Source organism: Pelagibius marinus, assembly GCF_014925385.1.
Lineage (GTDB): Bacteria > Pseudomonadota > Alphaproteobacteria > Kiloniellales > Kiloniellaceae > Pelagibius > Pelagibius marinus.
Window position 1 is genome coordinate 117,945 of record NZ_JACSDK010000001.1, and the last position, 19,193, is coordinate 137,137.

The following is a 19,193-nucleotide window of genomic DNA, read 5'->3' on the forward strand; positions in this document are numbered from 1 at the left end:
TTCAGCTCCCTAGTCGGCCAGGCCGTAGGCCTTGGCGAAGAGCTCGATGGGGTGGTAGCTGCGCGCGACCTCGGGTTTGTTCTCCATCTGCAGGCGGTCGATGCCCTGCAGGATGTGCTGGCCGGCCAGCGGGCATTCAGAAGCCACATAGGCCTTGCCGGCCTGCGCGGTCTGCCGCGCCGCCGTGCGCCCGACCTTGATGGCGGTGTCGAAATTCTCCTTCAAGATGCCCCAGGAGCCGCCGTGGCCCGAGCAGCGCTCGACGACCTTCACGTCGGCATCGGGCATGAGGCGGAGCATCTCCGCGGCCTTGGCGCCGATGTTCTGGGCGCGGGCGTGGCAGGCCATGTGCAGGGCGACGCCGCCTTCCAGGGTGCCCAGGCCCTCGGCCAGGCCTTCCTTCTTGGCGATGTCGACCACGTACTCGGTGATGTCGAAGGTATGCTGCGAGAGCTTCTTCACCGTGTCGTTGTCCGGCAGGATCAGCGGCCACTCGAACTTCAGCATCAGCGCGCAGGACGGCGTCAGCGCGACGATGTCGTAGCCCTTGTCGATCCATTCGCAGAGTTCGGCGGAGACGCGCCCGGCGGACTCGGCGACCTTCTCGATGTCGCCCTGCTCGAGCTGCGGCATGCCGCAGCAGGAGGGATAGACCACCTCGGTCTCGACGCCGTTCCTGGCCAGCACCGCGCGGGCGGCCGCGCCGATGTCCGGGTTGTTGTAGTTCACGAAGCAGGTGGCGTAGAAGGCCACCTTGCGGCCCTTGGCCGGGGCCTCGGGGTTGACCGCCGGCACCTCGTCCTTGGCGCGCAGGGCGAAGGTTTTGCCGTGGAACTTCGGCAGGTCGGCCTCGCGGTGCACGTCGGCGACCTTTTCCATGACCGGGCGCGTCAGCTTGTTCTTGGTGTCGCCGGCCCAGTTCACCAGCCCCGGCGCGATGCCGGCCAGCTTGCCGTTGCGGTCGGTCTTGATGAGCTGCTCGACGCGGCCGTCGATGTGGCCGCGCTTCCGCTCGGCCGCGCGGTAGCGCAGCATGAGGTGCGGGAAATCGATGTTGAACTCATGGGGCGGCACGTAGGGGCAGCTCACCATGAAGCACATGTCGCACAGCGTGCAGGCGTCGACGACGGGCTTGTAGTCGGCCTTGTCGACGCTATCCAGCTCGCCGGTTTCCGACTCGTCGATGAGGTCGAAGAGGCGCGGGAAGGAGTCGCAGAGATTGAAGCAGCGCCGGCAGCCGTGGCAGATGTCGAAGACGCGCTCGACCTCGGCGTTCAGCTTCTCCCAGTCGTAGAAATCCGGATCGTTCCAGTCGATCGGGTGACGCACCGGGGCGTTCAAACCACCTTCGCTCATGTCTTCCCCTCGCTGATATCGCACAGGCCGGACCGGCGGGATCTGCCCTCGACGGTACCGGAAAGGCTCCTCCGTCGACCATGACGGCAGGCGCCCAACTGAATGAAGTGACTGCTTTCTTTGTGCTGCAAGACGCAGGGGCTGGAGCGGCGGCCCTTCGCGGCGAACCGCCGCTCCAGTCCTGCACTTACATGAGAAACCCGGAGAGGACCGAAGAGGCGGCGCTTCGCGGTGTGCCGTCTCCCCGATCCCGCAGCCGGATCAAGCCATCGTGTCGAGGGCCTTCTGGAAACGGCCGGCGTGGCTCTTTTCGGCCTTCGCCAGGGTCTCGAACCAGTCGGCGATCTCGTCAAAGCCCTCTTCGCGGGCCGTGCGGGCCATGCCGGGGTACATGTCGGTGTACTCGTGGGTCTCGCCGGCGATGGCGGACTTGAGGTTCAGCGTGGTGTCGCCGATCGGCTCGCCGGTCGCGGGGTCGCCGACCTCCTCGAGGTACTGCAGGTGGCCGTGCGCGTGGCCGGTCTCACCCTCCGCGGTCGAACGGAAGACCGCGGCAACGTCGTTGAAGCCCTCGATGTCGGCCTTCTGCGCGAAGTAGAGATAGCGGCGGTTGGCCTGGCTCTCGCCGGCGAAGGCTTCCTTCAGATTGGCTTCGGTCTTCGAGTCTTTTAGCGACATGGCTTTGTCTCTCCTGTAGGTGAGATTTTCTGATCCTGTTTTCGGGGCTTGTTGCGTCGCCGGCCGCCAGCAAGACAGCCGGAAGGCGCCCCTTCACGAGAGACTAAATAGACCCCCAACGGGGGCCTGTCAACAGTTTAGAATGATTCTAAGGAGGTTTTTAAGGGCGTGGAGGAGCGGCTTTATTCGCCGCTCTCATTGACCCGGATGATGACGTCGACGCGGGCCACCTTGGCGCCGACGGGCGGCGTCGGCAGGTTTTCGAGCTGCACCATTTCGCCCGGGATGTCCTGCAGGCGGCCGCTGTCCTCGAAATAGAAATGGTGATGGTCGGTGACGTTGGTGTCGAAGTAGGACCGCCCGGACTCCACCACGACCTCGCGCAGCAGACCGGCTTCGGTGAACTGGTGCAGGCTGTTGTAGATGGTGGCGAGCGAAACCCGCACGTTGTCGGCCACCGCCTCGGCATGCAGCTGCTCCGCCGTGATGTGGCGGTCGTGGCCCCCGGGCGCCTCGAACAGCAGCTTGGCCAGGGCCAGCCGCTGACGGGTCGGGCGCAGGCCAGCCACCTTGAGGCGCTGGACGAGCGCGCTGTATGGACGATCCTTGGTCATTGCATCCCGATATATAGATCCCAGCTGCCAGAATTAAAGTGGCAATTACAGTCCTATGTCAACTTCTTTGGAACAAGTTTAAATATCAGGAGTTTTCCCTGAGAACCGCGCCGCCCGTTAACCATGGCGGGCCAGCAGCTGCGCCGCTCCGCCCGCCGCGCCGCGCGACCATGGCCTGGGGGCGCATCAAGCCGGGCGGCCTCTTTCTCACCCCCGGAGGGAGCTCCGCCCCGGGGGCGGCACCAGGGCGCGCCTTGCTTTCGGCGCCATGCGAAGCTGTTTGACAGCCCTCTTCCTATGCTATAGTTCGCGAGGCGTTGGCCGGAACTCCTCTGGACGCCAGGGGAATTCGTGCGGCAACGCTTTTTGTCGTGGTGACGTTCCGGAGAGCTGCTTATCTAGGGAGATAGCGGTTCCGGGAAGAGGCCATGAAAAATATGGGAGTCGGCAGCGCATCGAGGGGTCCCGGACCCGCCAAGGCTGCCGGTCGATACGAACAAGTGGCGGACTGGGTGGATCTATTGACCGAGCGACAGAACAGTTTTCCTTACGAAGATCTGCTGAAGTGTGCGCACGGGAAGCTCTTCGGTCCTGGTAACGCGCAGCTGCCCCTCCCGCCGATGTTGATGTTCGATCGCATCACCGAAATCCGCGAGGACGGCGGCGAGCACGGCAAGGGCCATATCGTGGCCGAAATGGACATCAAGCCCGATCTCTGGTTTTTCGATTGCCATTTCGAGGGCGATCCGGTCATGCCCGGGTGTCTGGGCCTTGATTCCCTCTGGCAGCTTCTCGGCTTCTTTCTCGGCTGGCTCGGCGCCCCGGGGCGCGGACGCGCGCTGGGCGTCGGCGAGGTAAAATTCAGCGAGATGGTGACGCCGACGGTGAAGATGGTGAGCTATCATCTGGACCTGAAACGGGTGCGCATGGGCAAGCTGGTCCTGGGTATCGCCGATGGAATCATGAAGGCCGACGGCAAACCGATCTACGAAGCCAAAGACCTGAAGGTCGGGCTCTTTAAAAGCGAAGCTCAAGGCGCCTGAGGCGGGCGCGGCGCGCCCCAGGCCGGACAGTATAAGCAAGACGACCAGTATCACGTATCACAGTCGCAGGACGGACAGGTTTTATATGCGCCGAGTCGTTGTCACCGGCATAGGCATCGTCTCCAGCATCGGCAACAACAAGGCCGAGGTGATCGAAGCTTTACGGACCGGTCGCTCGGGTATCGAGTTTTGCGATACCTACGCGGAAATGGGCTTTCGCAGCCATGTTCATGGCTCCCTGAACATCAATCTGGACGATCACATCGATCGCAAGACCAGGCGGTTCATGGGCGATGGCGCAGCCTACAACTACATCGCCATGAAGGAAGCCATCGCCGACGCCGGCATGACCGAGGCCGAGGTCTCCAACGAGCGTTCCGGCATCGTCATGGGCTCCGGCGGTCCCTCGACCTCCAACCAGGTCGAGGCGGCGGACCTGGCGCGCACCAAGGGCCCCAAGCGGGTCGGCCCCTACATGGTGCCGCGCTGCATGTCATCGACCAACTCGGCGAACATCGCCACCTCCTTCAAGATCAAGGGCCTCAGCTATTCGATCTCCTCGGCCTGCTCGACCTCCGCGCACTGCGTGGGCAACGGCACCGAGCTGATCCAGATGGGCAAGCAGGACGTTGTCTTCGCCGGGGGCGGTGAAGAGCTGCACTGGACCCTCACCGTGCTGTTCGACGCCATGGGGGCCTTGTCCAGCGGCTACAACGACGCGCCGCAGCGCGCCAGCCGCGCCTTCGACAAGGACCGCGACGGCTTCGTCATCTCCGGCGGCGGCGGCGTGGTGGTGCTGGAGGAGCTGGAGCACGCCAAGGCGCGCGGCGCCAAGATCTACGGCGAGGTCGCCGCCTATGCCGCGACCTCCGACGGCCTCGACATGGTGGCCCCCTCGGGCGAGGGTGGGCTGCGCTGCATGCGCCTGGCCATGCAGAGCCTCGGCAACACGCCCGTCGACTACATCAACGCCCACGGCACCTCGACCCCGGCGGGCGACATCGTCGAGCTGCAGTCGATCCGCGAGGCCTTCGGCGCCGACATGCCGAGGGTGTCCTCCACCAAGTCCCTGACCGGCCATTCCCAGGGCGCCACCGGCGTGCACGAAGCGATCTACTCGTTGCTGATGATGGACAACAGCTTCGTTGCCGCCTCGGCGAACATCGATAACCTCGACCCCGATGCCGAAGGCATGCCGATCGTCCGCGAACTGGAAGACGACGTGCAGCTGAACTGCGTCATGTCAAACAGCTTCGGCTTCGGCGGCACCAATGCCTGCCTTGCCTTCAAACGCTTCGAAAGATAGAGGGCGGGCTCGGTAAATGGCTGGGTTGATGGCCGGCAAGCGCGGCCTGATCATGGGAGTGGCCAACGACCACTCCATCGCTTGGGGCATCGCAAAGGCTCTGCACGGCCACGGGGCGGAACTCGCCTTCACCTACCAGGGCGCGGCCTTCGAGCGCCGGGTGCGGCCGCTGGCGGCCTCCGTCGGCTCCGAGACGGTGCTGCCCTGCGACGTTGAGCAGGAAAGCGAGATCGCCGGCGCCTTCGATGCGCTGGGCAAGAGCTGGGGCTCGGTCGACTTCGTGGTCCACGCCATCGCCTATTCCGACAAGGAAGAGCTGAAGGGCCGCTACCTCAACACCAGCCGCGCCAACTTCCGGCGCACCCTGTCGATTTCCTGCTACTCCTTCACCGCCGTGGCGCGCCAGGCCGTCACCATCATGCCGAACGGCGGCAGCCTGATGACGCTCACCTACCTGGGCGCCGAGCGGGTGACCCCCAACTACAACGTCATGGGCGTGGCCAAGGCGGCGCTGGAGGCCAGCGTGCGCTACCTGGCCGTCGATCTGGGCGAGCAGGGCATCCGCGTCAACGCCATCTCCGCCGGGCCCATGCGCACCCTGGCCGGCTCGGCCATCGGCGATGCGCGCTTCGTCTTCGGCTGGAACCGCGACCACGCGCCGCTGAAGCGCAACGTGCTGCTGGAAGAGGTCGGCTCGGCCGGGCTCTACCTCGCCTCCGACCTCTCGAAGGGGGTCACCGGCGAGGTGCACTACGTCGACGGCGGTTACAACATCGTCGGCATTCCCTCGCCCGGCCGCATGAGCCGCTCGGGCGAATAGAGCCTGACATCTCCGGAATAGTTCAGCCCGCCAGCGCCGGGACCAGCAGGTCCGGCCGATCGGTGATGAGGCAGTCGACACCCTTGTCGAGCAGCCGCCGGCCGGCGCGCACCCCGTTTACCGTGTAGACCGCGAAGGCATAGCCCGCCGCCTTCACCGCCGCCACCTCGGCGCGCCGGGTGCGCCGCCAGTACATGTGGAAGGAGGCGCAGTCCAGCTCGGCCAGGGCTTCGCGCCAGTCCGCCGGAAAGTCCTCCGCCAGCAGGCCGCGCGGCCAGTCCGGCGCGACGCGGCGCGACGCCGCCAGGGACTCGCGCTCGAAGCTGCTGACCAGCGGCGCCGGGCGGTCGGCCGGCCAGAGTTTCCGCAGCCGGGTGAGCGCCACCTCCGCCGTCTCGGCGGCCAGGCCCCGGGTCGGCTTGATCTCCACGTTGGGGGTGAGGCCGAGATCCAGCAGGCAGGCCGCGGTCTCCTCCAGGGTCGGCACCCGACAGTCGGGCTGTCCCTTGAAGCGCTTGCCGGCGCGCCGGCTGTACTTCTGCGTGAAGTGTCGGGTGGCGTCGAGGCCGCGCAGCTCGGAAAGCGGCGTCCGGTCCATGTCGCCCCTCGCGCCGGTGGTGCGCCGCAGGGTCTCGTCGTGGAACAGCACCGGCTGGCCGTCGCCGGTCAGCATGACGTCGAACTCGACCCAGCTGACCCCGGCCGCCGCCGCCGCCTTCATGGAGGCGAGGGTGTTCTCCGGCGCCAGCGCCTTGGCGCCGCGATGCCCCATGATCCTGGGCAAAGAAAAAGCCGGCGGAGAGGTCATGTCGCCATCACCCCGCCGCCGGCCGGTTCTTGAACTGAAGCTTGAGGCGCCTTAGCTGGCCTGGGCCTCCAGGTCCTCGCCGGTCTCCTGGTTCACGCGCTTCATGGACAGCTTCACCTTGCCGCGGTCCATGCCGATGCACTTCACCTTCACCTTGTCGCCTTCCTTGACCACGTCGGTCACGGTGGCGACGCGCTCCGGCGCCAGCTCGCTGATATGCACCAGGCCGTCGCGCGGACCCAGGAAGTTCACGAAGGCGCCAAAGTCGACGACCTTCACGACCTTGCCGTCGTAGACCACGCCGACTTCCGGCTCGGCCACGATCGACTTGATCCAGTCCAGCGCCGCCTGGCCCTGGTCCTGATCGACCGCGGCGACCTTCACGGTGCCGTCGTCCTCGATGTCGATCTTGGCGCCGGTCTCCTCGCAGATCTCGCGGATGACCTTGCCGCCGGTGCCGATCACGTCACGGATCTTGTCCTTGGGGATAGTGATCACGGTGATGCGCGGGGCGTTCTCCGACACGCCTTCGCGCGCCGAGGTCAGGGCCTTGTTCATCTCGCCGAGGATGTGCAGGCGCCCACCCTTGGCCTGATTGAGCGCGACCTCCATGATCTCCTTGGTGATCGAGGTGATCTTGATGTCCATCTGCAGCGAGGTGATGCCGACTTCGGTGCCGGCCACCTTGAAGTCCATGTCGCCGAGGTGATCTTCGTCGCCCAGGATGTCGGACAGCACGGCGTAGTCGTCGCCTTCCTTGATCAGGCCCATGGCGATACCCGCCACCGGCCGGGCCAGCGGCACGCCGGCATCCATCAGCGCCAGCGAGGAGCCGCAGACCGTCGCCATGGAGGAGGAGCCGTTGGACTCGGTGATCTCGGAGACCACGCGGACGGTGTAGGGGAAGTCTTCCTTGGTCGGCAGCAGCGGGCGAACGGCGCGCCAGGCCAGCTTGCCGTGGCCGATCTCGCGGCGGCCCGGAGCCAGGCGGAAGCTGCACTCACCCACCGAGTAGGGCGGGAAGTTGTAGTGCAGCATGAAGTGTTCGCGGTAGCTGCCTTCCAGGGAGTCGATGATCTGCTCGTCCTGGCCGGTGCCCAGAGTGGTGGTGACCAGGGCCTGGGTCTCGCCGCGGGTGAACAGCGCCGAGCCGTGGGTCAGCGGCAAGACGCCGACCTGCGCCACGATCGGACGGATGTCCGTGGTGGTGCGGCCGTCGATGCGCTTGGTCCCCTTCAGGATGTTGCCGCGCACGACGTCGGCTTCCAGCGACTTGAAGAGACCGGAAGCGGTTTCCTTTTCCTCGTCGCTGAGATCCGCGACGGCGCCTTCGCGCACCGCGGCGACCTTGGCCTGGCGGGCCAGCTTGTCGACCTCGCTGTAGGCCTCGGCCAGCTTGTCCATGATGCCGCCGGAGATCAGCTTGTTCTTGACCTCTTCGACCTCGGGGGCCGGGGACGGGACGTCCATCGGCTCCTTGGCGCAGCGCTCGGCCAGGGCGATGATACCGTCGATGACCGGCCCCATCTGCTCGTGACCGAAGGCCACGGCGCCCAGCATGATCTCTTCGGAGAGCTCGTGGGCTTCCGATTCGACCATCAGCACGCCTTCACGGGTGCCGGCGAGGACGAGGTCGAGAGCGGAATCCTCCATCTCGTCCATCAGCGGGTTGAGAATGTACTCGCCGTCCTTGTAGCCGACGCGGGCACCGCCGATGGGCCCCAGGAAGGGCAGGCCGGAGATGGTGAGCGCGGCCGAGGCGCCGACCATGGCGACGACGTCGGGGTCGTTCTCCATGTCGTGGCTCAGCACGGTGCAGATCACCTGGGTCTCGTTCTTGTAGCCCTTGGCGAAGAGCGGGCGGATCGGCCGGTCGATGAGGCGGGAGGTCAAGGTCTCCTTCTCCGAAGGCCGGCCCTCGCGCTTGAAGAAGCCGCCGGGGATCTTGCCCGCGGCAAAGGTCTTCTCCTGGTAGTTCACGGTGAGCGGGAAGAAATCCATGCCCGGGCGCGGCGAGGACTCGCCGACGGCGGTGCAGAGCACCACGGTCTCGCCGTAGGTCGCCAGCACGGCGCCGTTGGCCTGGCGCGCGATGCGGCCGGTTTCCAGGGTCAGCTTGCGCCCGCCCCACTCGATTTCCTGCTTATAGATATCAAACATGCTTTTAGGTCCTTCCAACCTTACGCCGGTCGGTATTTGCCAGATAGCAAAGCGCCGGACCCGCGCAAGGGGCGCCCGTCCCGGGGATCATTCCCCGGACGCCCCTTACGTCGGCCCGGCCCTCAAAAGACCATCGTGCCGGCGTTGTCACGATGTCACTTACGTTCATTCCGTCCAATCGTCCGTCTCCGCGACGCCGTCGCTCGCTCAGGGCAAGGCGGCGCCGCCGCGGCACGGATCCTTCCGGCCTCGCCTTAGCGGCGCAGGCCCAAGCGCTGGATCAGGCCCTCGTAGCGGGACTTGTCCTTGCTCTTTACGTAGTCCAGCAGGCGCCGGCGTTGGCCGACCATGACCAGCAGGCCGCGGCGCGAGTGGAAATCCTTCTTATGGGTCTTGAGATGCTCGGTAAGGTTCGTGATCCGTTCGGTGAGGATCGCGACCTGGACCTCGGGCGAGCCCGTGTCACCGGTATGGGTGCCATACTCTTCGACCAGCGCAGTCTTGCGCTCGGCAGTGATCGACATCGCTATGTCTCCATTAAACTAAAGGTTCAAAACCCGGACCGGACGGATGTCGCCTGCTTCGTAACGGGCCAGCGCCACCGGCTTGCCGCCGGCTGTGGTAATGACGATGGATCCGTTGCTGAGCTCGCTGATGCGATCGCGGTTGGCGCGCGCCACCATGGACACGGCCTGCCCGCAACGCAGGCGGTTCGCCTCGGTCTCGGAGAGAGCCAGCGCCGGGATGTCGTCCAGCGCTGTCTCCACCGGGAGCACCTGCTCCAAGGCGGCGGGACTATGCCCCATAGATTCCAGGGAATCCAGCGAAATCGCGTCGGCCTCGGTAAACGGGCCTACGGTTAATCTTCGCAGCTCCACGATGTGGGCCACGGTCCCTGTCGCCCGCCCCAGGTCCCGCGCCAGGGAGCGCATATAGGTGCCCTTGCCGCAGTGGACCTCGAAGACCGCGTGGTCGCGATCGGGCAGGTCCTCCAGGGTGATGGCGTGGACCGTGACCGTCCGCGGCTTCAGCTCGAAGTCGGCCTGGGCGCGGGCCAGGTCGTAGGCCCGCTGGCCGCCCACCTTGATGGCCGAGTAGAGCGGCGGAATCTGCTCGATCTCGCCGGTGAACCCGGGCAGCACGGCGCGGATCTCCGCCTCGTCGGGGCGGTGCGGGTTCTCCTCGATCACCTTGCCCTCGGCGTCGTCGGTCTCCGTCGCCTGGCCCCAGCGCAGGGTGAAGCGGTAGCTTTTCCGCCCGTCCATCACGTAGGACACGGTCTTGGTGGCCTCGCCCAGGGCGATGGGCAGCAGGCCGCTGGCCAGGGGATCCAGGGTGCCGCCGTGGCCGACCTTGCGCGGCTTCAGGATGCGCCGCACCCGGCCCACCACCTGGGTGGAGGTCAGGCCCAGCGGCTTGTCGATCACCAGCCAGCCGTTGACCGCCACGCCCTTCTTGCCGGCCCCGGCCGACTTCGCGGGAGGGGCTTCACTGGCCATCGGGACCGCTCTCGCCGTCGTCGGGGGCGTCTTCGGCGTGGACGTCGCGCAAGACCTTGGGGTGGTGCAGAATCTCGTTGATGTGGGCGGCCTCGTCGAAGGAGCGGTCGGCCTGGAATGACAGCCGCGGCGTGAAGCGCAGCTGCACCTCGTGGCCGAGCTGGCCGCGCAGGAAGCTGGCGGCGTGGTTCAGGGCTGCCACGATGGCCTCCAGATCGCCGCCGCCCAGCGGCACCACGAAGGCGGTGGCGCTCTTCAGGTCCGGGCTGACCCGCACCTCGGTCACCGTCAGGCTGATGTCGACCAGGTGAGGGTCACGCAGCTCGCCGCGCGCCAGCACCTGCGAGAGGGCATGGCGCAGCTCCTCGCCGACGCGCAGCTGACGCTGGCTGCGGGCCCCTCCAGACTTGCTAGATGCGGATTTGCCGCGCCCCTTGGCGCTTCTCGGTAGAGCCATGACTTGATCCCGGCCCCAGGCGGCCGGCGGTGCGGCCGCCGGGCTGCCCAAGTCTAGAGTTCCCGGGCGACTTCCTCGATCTCGTAGCACTCGATCTGGTCGCCGACCTGGATGTCGGTGTAGTTCTCGAAGGCCATACCGCACTCGTAGCCTTCCTTCACTTCCTTCACCTCGTCCTTGAAGCGCCGCAGCGTCTTCAGGGTGCCGTCGTGAATGACCACGTTGTCGCGCAGCAGGCGCACCTTGGCGCCGCGCTTGACCATGCCCTCGGTGACCATGCAGCCGGCCACCTTGCCGACCTTGGAGTTGGAGAAGACTTCGCGGATTTCCGCGTAGCCCAGGAAATTCTCCTGCTGGGTCGGGGCCAGGAGGCCGCTCAGCGCCGCCTTCACGTCGTCGACCACGTTGTAGATGATCGAGTAGTAGCGGATGTCCACGTTGTCGCGGCGCGCCATCTGGCGGGCCTGCGGGTTGGCGCGCACGTTGAAGGCGATGATCATCGCCCCGGTGGCGCCGGCCAGGGTCACGTCGGACTCGTTGATGCCGCCGACGCCGCTGTGCAGCACCCGCACCTTGACCTCCTCGGTCGCCAGCTTCTCCAGCGAGTTGATGATCGCTTCCATCGAGCCGTGCACGTCGGACTTGACGACGACCGGCAGCTCGGAGGCCTCGCCTTCCTTGATGCGGCTCATCATCTGTTCCAGCGTACCGCGACCGGTGGCGGCGATTTCCTTCTCGCGCTTGCTGCGCTGGCGGTACTCGACGATCTCGCGGGCGCGGCCTTCGTCCTCCATCACCGTGAAGTCGTCGCCGGCCGACGGGGTGCCGTTCAGACCCAGAACCTCGACCGGCGTCGCCGGCCCGGCTTCGTCGACCTGCTCGTCACGCTCGTTGACCAGGGCGCGCACGCGGCCCCACTCGCTGCCGGCGACGAAGACGTCGCCGACCTTCAGGGTGCCACGCTGCACCAGCACGGTGGCGACCGAGCCACGGCCGCGTTCCAGCTTGGCCTCGATGATGACGCCCTCGGCGGCGCGCTGCGGGTTGGCCCTCAGCTCCAAGAGCTCGGCCTGCAGCAGGATCGCTTCCTCGAGCTTGTCGAGGCCGGTCTTCTGCAGCGCCGAGACCTCGATGGCCAGGATGTCGCCGCCCAGGTCCTCGGTGATCAGCTCGTGCTGCAGCAGCTCCTGCTTCACCCGGGCCGGGTCGGCGCCCGGCTTGTCGATCTTGTTGATGGCGACGATGATCGGCACCTCGGCGGCCTTGGCGTGGTTGATCGCCTCGACCGTCTGTTCCTTGATGCCGTCGTCGGCGGCCACCACCAGGATCACGATGTCGGTCACCGTGGCGCCGCGCAGGCGCATCTCGGTGAAGGCGGCGTGGCCCGGCGTGTCGATGAAGGTGATGCGGTCGCCCGAAGCAAGGCGCACCTGGTAGGCGCCGATGTGCTGGGTGATGCCGCCGGCCTCGCCGGCCACCACGTCGGTTTCGCGCAGGGCGTCCAGCAGCGAGGTCTTGCCGTGATCGACGTGACCCATGATGGTCACCACCGGCGGCCGCTGCGCCAGGTCCTCGGGATTGTCGTCAGCGCCGCGCATACCGATCTCCACGTCTGCGGCGGAGACGCGCTTCACCTTGTGGCCGAATTCTTCGACCACCAGCTCCGCGGTGTCGGCATCGATGGACTGGTTGATGGTGGCCATGACGCCCAGCTTCATCAGCGTCTTCACCACCTCGGCGCCGCGCGTGGCCATGCGATTGGCCAGCTCCTGCACCGTGAGGATCTCGGGCACCACGACTTCGCGCACCACCTTCTGCGGCGGCTGGTGCGGCTGCTGGCCGCTGGCCGCGCGCATCTGCTTCTCGCGCTGGCGCTTCATGGCGGCGAGGGAGCGCTGGCGCCCCTCCTGGCCGTCGAGCGCCTGGTTGATGGTCAGCTTGCCGGCGCGCCGGCGCGGCTCGCCGCGGTTGCGGCTGGGCGCCGGTTTGGCCGGCGTCGCGCCGCCGCCCTTGCGGGCCTTGGCGCGCGCGGGCGCCTCTTCGTCTTCCTTGGTTTCCTTGGCGGCGGGCTTGGCCGGACGCGCCTTGGCCTCTTCAGCCGCCGGGACCGGCTCGGGAGCCGCCGGCGCCTCGGCCGCCGGGGCCTCGGCGGCGACCGCCGCCTTGCGGGCGGCTTCCTCGGCCTCCAGCTTGCGGGCGGCCTCTTCCTCGACCTCCCGGCGGGGGCGCTCTTCGGCGGCGGGGTTGGCCTGCTCGGCGCGGCGCTCGGCCTCCTCGGCCTCGCGCTCCTTGCGGGCGGCCTCTTCCTCGCGGGCAACCTCCAGGGCGCGGGCGCGGCTGGCGCGCTCCTCGGCGGAGAGGTTGCGCTTGGGCGCCTTCTCCTCGGCCTCGACCTCGGGCTGCGCGGGCGCCGGGGCTTCCGCCAGCGCCTTCTCGGCCTCGGCCGCCGCCTCGGTAACTTCCTTCATGCGGCCGGAGGAGCCGCGCTCGAAGGTGCGGCTGCGCTTGACCTCAACCGTCACCGCCTTGGAGCGGCCATGGCTGAAGCTCTGGCGCACCTGGCCGGTTTCGACCGTCTTCTTCAGTTGCAGCTTCCCCGGACGGTTCAGCTTCAACGGCCGCTTGGCTTCTGTTTCTTCTTTACTCGTCATCTCTTCTAGCGCTCACCTTCGGTGGGGCGCCCAACCCCGGTTCCTTGATCCGCCGCGCCGCGCAGGGCCGCAAGGCGCTGAATCTCTCTCGTCAAACTCTCGGCGAAGCGGCCCGGTGCGACGGCGACATGCACCGCCGCCTCGCGGCCAACCGCCGCCCCCAGTTCCGCGGCGCCGCAGAACGCCATGAGGGGCATTTTCGGACCCACGGCCCGCGCCAGGGCCCGGACCTTGTCGCGGCCATCGTCCGCGGCATCGTCCGCCTGCACCAACAGGCCTGCCTCCCCGGCGCGCAGGACAGACTTCACCTTTTCGAAGCCCGCCGATACCGCGCCGGCGCGGCGGGCGAGACCCAGCAGTTCGAGGCAGCGCTTCAGCAGCAATTCCTCGACCTGCCGGGGCAGATCCTCAGGCACGCGAACTTGCCTCTTCGCCGCTTTGGCAAAGAGGTTCCGCGTGCAGGCCCTGTCCATCATATCGCGACGGGCCTGCAACCACAAACCCCGCCCGGGCAGGCGCTCGGCCAGGTCCGGCACCACAACGCCGTCGGGGCCGACGACGAAACGCAGCAGCTCCGCCTTGGGCAGCACCCGGCCGCTGGCCAGGCAGCGGCGTTCCGGCGCCGCCGGGCCCTGCCCGGCACCGCGCCGATGCTTCGCCGCCCCGCGCTTGCGGGCGGGCTTGGCGTCCTGGCCGTGTTGCGCCGTTGCCGTCATTCCCGTCAGCTTCAGTCCTCCGTCCCGGCGGCTTCAGCGGCCTCTTCGGCCTCGTCTTCCCCGGCACCTTCTTCCCCGGCACCGTCCTCTTGCGGCTCGTCGTCGAACCAGTGCGCGCGCGCCGCCATGATGATGGCGTTGGCGTCGTCCTGGCTCATCGCGCTGCCTTGCAGCACGCGCTCGACTTCGGCCTCTTCCAGAGAAGCCATGCCTTCCAGATTGTGCTCGCCGCGCTGGCTCGAGAGGGCGAAGCGCAGCTCGTCGGCGGCCAGGTCGGCCAGGTCGTCCAGGGTCTTCACACCCTGCTCGCCCAGCGTCACCAGCATGGTCGGAGTGATCCCCTCCAGCTCGCCGAGCTCGTCGGAAACGCCCAGCTCACGCCGGCGCTCCTCGTTAAAGCGGTCCATCTCTTCCAGATGGCTGCGGGCGCGGGCGCGCAGCTCCTCGGCGACTTCCTCGTCGAAGCCTTCGATCTGCGCCAGTTCCTCGACGGGGACGAAGGCCACCTGCTCCAGGGCGGTGAAGCCTTCCGTCACCAGGAGATGGGCAATGACGTCGTCGACATCAAGGGCGTCGATGAACATCTGCGAGCGACCGCGGAATTCCTCCTGACGGCGGCGGGATTCCGTCTCCTCGGTCATGATGTCGATGTCCCAGCCGGTCAGGATCGAGGCCAGGCGCACGTTCTGGCCGCGCCGGCCGATGGCCAGGGACAGCTGGTCGTCGGGCACCACCACTTCGATGCGGTGGGCGTCCTCGTCCAGAACCACCTTGGAAACCTCGGCCGGGGCCAGGGCGTTGACCACGAAGGTCGCGGTGTCTTCCGACCAGGGAATGATGTCGATCTTCTCGCCCTGCAGCTCGCTGACCACGGCCTGCACGCGGCTGCCGCGCATGCCCACGCAGGCGCCGACCGGGTCGATGGAGCTGTCGTAGGAGATCACGGCGATCTTGGCGCGGCTGCCCGGATCGCGGGCCACGGCCTTCAGCTCGATGATGCCGTCATAGATCTCCGGCACTTCCTGGGCGAAAAGCTTGGCCATGAATTGCGGGTGGCTGCGCGACAGGAAGATCTGCGGGCCGCGCGGCTCCTCGCGCACGTCGTAGATGTAGGCGCGCACCCGGTCGCCGGTACGGAAGGATTCCCGCGGCAGGGTCTCGTCGCGGCGCATCAGCGCCTCGGCGCGGCCCAGGTCGACGGTGACGTTGCCGAACTCGTTGCGCTTGACGATGCCGTTGACCACCTCGCCGACGCGGTCCTTGTATTCCTCGAACTGACGCTTGCGCTCGGCTTCGCGGACCTTCTGGACGATGACCTGCTTGGCGGTCTGGGCGGCGATGCGGCCCAGGTCGATCGGCGGCAGCTCCTCGATGATGAACTCACCGACGTTGATCCCGTCCTGGCGCGCCTGGGCGTCCTTGGTCTGAATCTGGGTGAACTCGTTCTCCACCTCGTCGGCGACCTCGCGGTAGCGGCGCAGGCGCACCTCGCCGGACTTGCGGTCGATTTCCGCGCGGATGTCGTGTTCGTGGCCGTACTTGGCGCGGCCGGCCTTGGAAATGGCCTGCTCCATCGCCTCTAGAACCTCGTCACGCTCGATCGACTTCTCGCGCGCCACCGCATCGGCGACCTGGAGAAGTTCGGTTCGTGCAAGAGCGCTGGTATCCATAGCTCGTCTCGTTCCCAAGAAGTCTCGTTGTCAGTCCGTTCCGTCCTGGCCGTCCTCGGCAGCCTCGGGGCTGCTGGCAGCGATCAGGTCGTCGGTAATCACCAGTTTGGCCTTCATCATCTCGGCGAAGGGCAGGACGGTCTCGCCCTCTTCGCAGGCCAGTACAATGTTCTCGTCGCGGGTGCCGAGAAGGCGCCCGCGGAAGCGGCGGCGCTCGTCGATCGGCATCTGCATCTCGACCTTTGCCTCGAAGCCGGCGAAGCGGTCGAAGTCGGCCAGGCGGGTCAGCGGCCGGTCCAGGCCGGGCGAGCTGACCTCCAGGGTATAGGCGCTGTCGATCGGATCCTCGACATCGAGGATCGCCGCAGCAGCGCGGCTGATCGCGGCGCAGTCGTCAACGTTCATGCCGCCGTCGCTGCGCCGCTCGGCCATGATCTGCAGACACAGGCGATCCCCGCCCGACAGCAGCACGCGCACGATATCGTAGCCCATCGCCTCGACCGCCGGGGCGATCAGGCGTTCGACTTCCGCCGCCTTGCCCTCGCTGGTTTTGGCAGGACCGCGGCCGCTGGCGTCGGCCAGCCCTGAGGAAGCCCCTTTCAAGGCCTGGGACACACCCGTCCTCCGCTCATGGATTACGTAATAAAAAAGGCGGGCCAGAGGCCCACCGCTCGGTAGCCCGACGGTATCTTTTACTCCGACACCGCCACCTTGACTGAGCCGGACTGTACGCCCGTAACCCGCAGCCTGCAAGCCCTTTCGCCGAGTCGGGCCGGCGGGCGGAGGGGGTGGGGCGCCACCCTTCCAGCAGCGAAATTAACTTGAATAACAGGTATTTTTACGGGGCCTGCGGCGCAGGCGCAAATAGGCGGGGCGCCGGCCGGCCTTCAGGGCCTTCTCCTCATAGCGTGTCGGTGGCCAGTCGTCGGGCCGCAGCCGCCAGTCGGCCGGACCCGCAACCTGCCAGGCAAAGGCCGGATGGTCGCTGAGCCGCTGCAGGGCCCAGGACAGGTAGCCCGGATCGTCGGTGGCGAAGCGCAGCTCGCCGCCGTCCTTCAGCAGCCGGGCCAGCAGGTCCAGGGTTTCGCGCTGGATCAGCCGGCGCTTGTGGTGGCGCTTCTTGGGCCAGGGGTCGGGAAAGAGGATGAAGACCCGGTCCAGGACCGCGTCGGGCAGCCGCTCCATGAGATCGCGGGCGTCACCCAGATAGATCCGCAGCGGCGCCTCGGCGCCCCGTTCGCGGAGTTGGCCCAGCAAGGTGGCGACGCCGGTGACGAAGTACTCGGCGCCGATGAAGCCGGTGCCGGGATTGTGGGCCGCCTGCCAGGCCAGGTGCTCGCCGCCGCCGAAGCCGATCTCCAGGAAAAGCCGTTCCGGCAGCGGATCGAAGAGCTCCTGTGGGCGCAGCGGACGCTCTTCCTCCGGCAGGGTGATTTCCAGGCGCGGCAGAGCTTCCTCGAGCAGGGCCTTGCGCCCCGCGCGCAGCGGCCGGCCTTGCCGGCGGCCGTAGGTGTTACGCCGCGCCGCCATAGTCCCTGGATCCTCGAAAGGAAGAGGCCCGGCTCAGGCTCCGAAGGCGCTGCGCAGACCGTCGACCAAGTCCGTGCGCTCCCAGGAGAAGCCGCCGTCCGGGTCGACCGCGCGCCCGAAGTGCCCATAGGCGGCGGTGCGCGCGTAGATCGGCCTCGACAGCTGCAGGTGCTCGCGGATGCCGCGCGGCGAGAGGTCCATCAGGTCCTGCAGCGCCTTTGCCAGCTTGCCTTCGTCAACCTTGCCGCTGCCCTGGGTGTCGACGTAGACCGACAGCGGCTTGGACACGCCGATGGCGTAGGACAGCTGGATGGTGCAGTGGTCGGCCAGCTCCGCGGCCACCACGTTCTTGGCCAGGTAGCGCGCCGCGTAGGCGGCGGAACGGTCCACCTTGGTCGGGTCCTTGCCGGAGAAGGCGCCGCCGCCATGCGGAGCCGCGCCACCATAGGTGTCGACGATGATCTTGCGCCCGGTCAGGCCGCAGTCGCCGTCCGGCCCGCCGATGACGAAGCGGCCGGTCGGGTTCACGTAGAACTCCTCCTCCGGGCACATCCAGCCCTCGGGCAGCACGTTGACCACGTGCGGGCGCACGATCTCGCGCACCTCGTCCTGGTCCAGGTCGCCGGTGTGCTGGGTGGAGACCACCACCGAGGTGGCGCGCACCGGCTTGCCGTCGACGTACTCCAGCGTCACCTGGCTCTTGGAATCAGGGCCGAGGCCCGGCTCGGAACCGGAGTGCCGCGCTTCGGCCAGGGAGCGCAGAATTGAGTGGGAGAAGTGGATCGGCGCCGGCATGAGGTTCTCGGTCTCGCGGCAGGCATAGCCGAACATGATGCCCTGGTCGCCGGCGCCCTCGTCCTTGTTGCCCGCGGCGTCGACGCCCTGGGCGATGTCGACGGACTGGGCGTGGACGTAGTTTTCCACCATCATCCGGCTCCAGTGGAAGCCGTCCTGCTCGTAGCCGATTTCCTTCACCGCGGCGCGCACGACCTGCTCCAAAAGCTCCTTGGTGACATCGTCGGGGCCGCGTACCTCGCCGGCCAGCACCACCCGGTTGGTGGTCGCGAGAGTCTCCACGGCAACGCGCGAATAGGGATCGTGCGTCAGGTAGGTGTCGACGATCGCATCGGAAATCCGGTCGCAGACCTTGTCCGGATGTCCTTCTGAAACGGATTCGCTGGTGAAGAGGTAGTTGCCGTTGCGCACTGCGATGCTCCCGCCGTTCGGGCTAAAGGTTTTGGAGTAAGCCCGGTGGGAATAACGACGCGCAAGCGCAAATGCAAGAACACTTGCAGGCCGGATACAATTGAGAAGCTGGCGGTTCCCGAAAGAGGGAGGAGCTTAATCCTCGGTCTTCGGCGGCATGCCCCCGGCGCCGGCCGCGGCCAGGGCCTTGGTCATCTCGAACAGGCGCTTGCGCACGCTGGGCTCTTGGATCTTGTAGTAGGCCCGCACCAGTTCCAGCGTCTCGCGCTTGACCATCGGATCCAGCTCCTGCTCGGGCATCGGCTGTTCCCGTCCCGGCGCCTGCGCGGGCGAAGAGGCCGCGACGTCGTCGGGCATCTCGTCGAAGAAGAAGCCGACCGGCACGTCGAGAACCCGCGAGAGATCGAACAGGCGGCTGGCGCCGACCCGGTTGGCCCCGCGTTCGTACTTCTGGACCTGCTGGAATGTGAGGCCAATGGCCTCGCCGAGTTTTTCCTGGCTCATGCCGAGAAGCGTCCGCCGCAAACGGACTCTGCTGCCGACATGAACATCAACCGGATTGGGTCCGCCAAGCTGGCGGTCACCCGGCGGCACGCCGCGTCGCGCCATCCGCATCTCACCTCATGTGAAGGATAGGGTTAGAACCGTAGGACTAAAGACATACCGATGTATGCCAACA

The 19,193-nt window shown here is 67.1% G+C and carries 18 protein-coding genes; 3 read left to right on the plus strand and 15 right to left on the minus strand.

Annotated features, from left to right (window positions below; genetic code table 11):
• Positions 1-9 precede the first annotated feature (9 nt).
• From H7X47_RS00555 to irrA, 3 genes are all read right to left on the minus strand, one after another.
• The gene (locus H7X47_RS00555) at positions 10-1,356 is read right to left on the minus strand and encodes a heterodisulfide reductase-related iron-sulfur binding cluster (protein ID WP_193366665.1); all 1,347 of its coding nucleotides are present in this window, start codon (positions 1,354-1,356) and stop codon (positions 10-12) included.
• 261 nt (positions 1,357-1,617) lie between these two features.
• Positions 1,618-2,034 carry a rubrerythrin family protein gene (locus tag H7X47_RS00560; RefSeq protein WP_193366666.1) on the minus strand — a complete coding sequence of 139 codons (417 nt, stop codon included), beginning with the start codon at positions 2,032-2,034 and terminating at the stop codon, positions 1,618-1,620.
• Between the two features lie 182 nt (positions 2,035-2,216).
• Positions 2,217-2,648 (minus strand): iron response transcriptional regulator IrrA, encoded by a 432-nt coding sequence (gene irrA / locus H7X47_RS00565; protein WP_193366667.1) that lies wholly within the window; start codon positions 2,646-2,648, stop codon positions 2,217-2,219.
• A gap of 428 nt (positions 2,649-3,076) precedes the next feature.
• Between irrA and fabA the strand changes: the two genes are divergently transcribed.
• The 3 genes from fabA to H7X47_RS00580 all read left to right on the plus strand — a co-directional run bounded on the left by fabA (position 3,077) and on the right by H7X47_RS00580 (position 5,817).
• Positions 3,077-3,691 carry a 3-hydroxyacyl-[acyl-carrier-protein] dehydratase FabA gene (gene fabA, locus H7X47_RS00570; protein WP_322096437.1) on the plus strand — a complete coding sequence of 205 codons (615 nt, stop codon included), beginning with the start codon at positions 3,077-3,079 and terminating at the stop codon, positions 3,689-3,691.
• Positions 3,692-3,776: 85 nt separating this feature from the next.
• On the plus strand, positions 3,777-4,997 hold the full coding sequence (gene fabB, locus H7X47_RS00575; RefSeq protein ID WP_193366668.1) for a beta-ketoacyl-ACP synthase I: 1,221 nt from the start codon (positions 3,777-3,779) through the stop codon (positions 4,995-4,997).
• A gap of 16 nt (positions 4,998-5,013) precedes the next feature.
• Positions 5,014-5,817, plus strand: a complete 804-nt coding sequence (locus H7X47_RS00580; protein ID WP_193366669.1) for an SDR family oxidoreductase — start codon at positions 5,014-5,016, stop codon at positions 5,815-5,817.
• Positions 5,818-5,839: 22 nt separating this feature from the next.
• On the opposite strand, the gene H7X47_RS00585 is transcribed toward H7X47_RS00580, so the two are convergent.
• The 12 genes from H7X47_RS00585 to H7X47_RS00640 all read right to left on the minus strand — a co-directional run bounded on the left by H7X47_RS00585 (position 5,840) and on the right by H7X47_RS00640 (position 19,123).
• The gene (locus tag H7X47_RS00585) at positions 5,840-6,625 is read right to left on the minus strand and encodes a glycerophosphodiester phosphodiesterase family protein (RefSeq protein ID WP_193366670.1); all 786 of its coding nucleotides are present in this window, start codon (positions 6,623-6,625) and stop codon (positions 5,840-5,842) included.
• A 51-nt stretch (positions 6,626-6,676) separates the two neighbouring features.
• The gene (pnp, locus tag H7X47_RS00590; RefSeq protein ID WP_193366671.1) at positions 6,677-8,785 is read right to left on the minus strand and encodes a polyribonucleotide nucleotidyltransferase; all 2,109 of its coding nucleotides are present in this window, start codon (positions 8,783-8,785) and stop codon (positions 6,677-6,679) included.
• A 254-nt stretch (positions 8,786-9,039) separates the two neighbouring features.
• Positions 9,040-9,309, minus strand: coding sequence for a 30S ribosomal protein S15 (gene rpsO, locus H7X47_RS00595; RefSeq protein WP_193366672.1), 270 nt, complete (start codon positions 9,307-9,309; stop codon positions 9,040-9,042).
• Between the two features lie 18 nt (positions 9,310-9,327).
• Positions 9,328-10,284, minus strand: a complete 957-nt coding sequence (gene truB / locus H7X47_RS00600) for a tRNA pseudouridine(55) synthase TruB (RefSeq protein ID WP_193366673.1) — start codon at positions 10,282-10,284, stop codon at positions 9,328-9,330.
• Positions 10,274-10,741, minus strand: coding sequence for a 30S ribosome-binding factor RbfA (rbfA, locus tag H7X47_RS00605; RefSeq protein ID WP_193366674.1), 468 nt, complete (start codon positions 10,739-10,741; stop codon positions 10,274-10,276). The genes truB and rbfA overlap by 11 nt, the downstream gene beginning before the upstream one ends.
• Before the next feature lie 53 nt (positions 10,742-10,794).
• A complete protein-coding gene (gene infB / locus H7X47_RS00610; RefSeq protein ID WP_193366675.1) occupies positions 10,795-13,392 on the minus strand; it encodes a translation initiation factor IF-2 in 2,598 nt (865 codons plus the stop codon).
• Between the two features lie 5 nt (positions 13,393-13,397).
• Positions 13,398-14,108 (minus strand): RNA-binding protein, encoded by a 711-nt coding sequence (locus tag H7X47_RS00615; RefSeq protein WP_193366676.1) that lies wholly within the window; start codon positions 14,106-14,108, stop codon positions 13,398-13,400.
• An 11-nt stretch (positions 14,109-14,119) separates the two neighbouring features.
• On the minus strand, positions 14,120-15,778 hold the full coding sequence (gene nusA, locus H7X47_RS00620) for a transcription termination factor NusA (RefSeq protein ID WP_193366677.1): 1,659 nt from the start codon (positions 15,776-15,778) through the stop codon (positions 14,120-14,122).
• 30 nt (positions 15,779-15,808) lie between these two features.
• A complete protein-coding gene (gene rimP / locus H7X47_RS00625) occupies positions 15,809-16,393 on the minus strand; it encodes a ribosome maturation factor RimP (RefSeq protein ID WP_319633500.1) in 585 nt (194 codons plus the stop codon).
• A 201-nt stretch (positions 16,394-16,594) separates the two neighbouring features.
• Complete coding sequence (trmB, locus tag H7X47_RS00630) at positions 16,595-17,308, minus strand: tRNA (guanosine(46)-N7)-methyltransferase TrmB (RefSeq protein ID WP_193366678.1); 714 nt, start codon at positions 17,306-17,308, stop codon at positions 16,595-16,597.
• Positions 17,309-17,341: 33 nt separating this feature from the next.
• The gene (metK, locus tag H7X47_RS00635) at positions 17,342-18,514 is read right to left on the minus strand and encodes a methionine adenosyltransferase (RefSeq protein ID WP_193366679.1); all 1,173 of its coding nucleotides are present in this window, start codon (positions 18,512-18,514) and stop codon (positions 17,342-17,344) included.
• A gap of 135 nt (positions 18,515-18,649) precedes the next feature.
• The gene (locus H7X47_RS00640) at positions 18,650-19,123 is read right to left on the minus strand and encodes a helix-turn-helix domain-containing protein (RefSeq protein WP_193366680.1); all 474 of its coding nucleotides are present in this window, start codon (positions 19,121-19,123) and stop codon (positions 18,650-18,652) included.
• Positions 19,124-19,193: the final 70 nt, after the last annotated feature.

What these genes read in the sequence shown, in the direction of transcription:
- H7X47_RS00555 (WP_193366665.1), bottom strand. Translation starts at nt 1,356, where the DNA reads ATGAGCGAAGGTGGTTTGAACGCCCCGGTGCGTCACCCGATCGACTGG.
- H7X47_RS00560 (WP_193366666.1), bottom strand. Translation starts at nt 2,034, where the DNA reads ATGTCGCTAAAAGACTCGAAGACCGAAGCCAATCTGAAGGAAGCCTTC.
- irrA (WP_193366667.1), bottom strand. Translation starts at nt 2,648, where the DNA reads ATGACCAAGGATCGTCCATACAGCGCGCTCGTCCAGCGCCTCAAGGTG.
- fabA (WP_322096437.1), top strand. Translation starts at nt 3,077, where the DNA reads ATGAAAAATATGGGAGTCGGCAGCGCATCGAGGGGTCCCGGACCCGCC.
- fabB (WP_193366668.1), top strand. Translation starts at nt 3,777, where the DNA reads ATGCGCCGAGTCGTTGTCACCGGCATAGGCATCGTCTCCAGCATCGGC.
- H7X47_RS00580 (WP_193366669.1), top strand. Translation starts at nt 5,014, where the DNA reads ATGGCTGGGTTGATGGCCGGCAAGCGCGGCCTGATCATGGGAGTGGCC.
- H7X47_RS00585 (WP_193366670.1), bottom strand. Translation starts at nt 6,625, where the DNA reads ATGACCTCTCCGCCGGCTTTTTCTTTGCCCAGGATCATGGGGCATCGC.
- pnp (WP_193366671.1), bottom strand. Translation starts at nt 8,785, where the DNA reads ATGTTTGATATCTATAAGCAGGAAATCGAGTGGGGCGGGCGCAAGCTG.
- rpsO (WP_193366672.1), bottom strand. Translation starts at nt 9,309, where the DNA reads ATGTCGATCACTGCCGAGCGCAAGACTGCGCTGGTCGAAGAGTATGGC.
- truB (WP_193366673.1), bottom strand. Translation starts at nt 10,284, where the DNA reads ATGGCCAGTGAAGCCCCTCCCGCGAAGTCGGCCGGGGCCGGCAAGAAG.
- rbfA (WP_193366674.1), bottom strand. Translation starts at nt 10,741, where the DNA reads ATGGCTCTACCGAGAAGCGCCAAGGGGCGCGGCAAATCCGCATCTAGC.
- infB (WP_193366675.1), bottom strand. Translation starts at nt 13,392, where the DNA reads ATGACGAGTAAAGAAGAAACAGAAGCCAAGCGGCCGTTGAAGCTGAAC.
- H7X47_RS00615 (WP_193366676.1), bottom strand. Translation starts at nt 14,108, where the DNA reads ATGACGGCAACGGCGCAACACGGCCAGGACGCCAAGCCCGCCCGCAAG.
- nusA (WP_193366677.1), bottom strand. Translation starts at nt 15,778, where the DNA reads ATGGATACCAGCGCTCTTGCACGAACCGAACTTCTCCAGGTCGCCGAT.
- trmB (WP_193366678.1), bottom strand. Translation starts at nt 17,308, where the DNA reads ATGGCGGCGCGGCGTAACACCTACGGCCGCCGGCAAGGCCGGCCGCTG.
- H7X47_RS00640 (WP_193366680.1), bottom strand. Translation starts at nt 19,123, where the DNA reads ATGGCGCGACGCGGCGTGCCGCCGGGTGACCGCCAGCTTGGCGGACCC.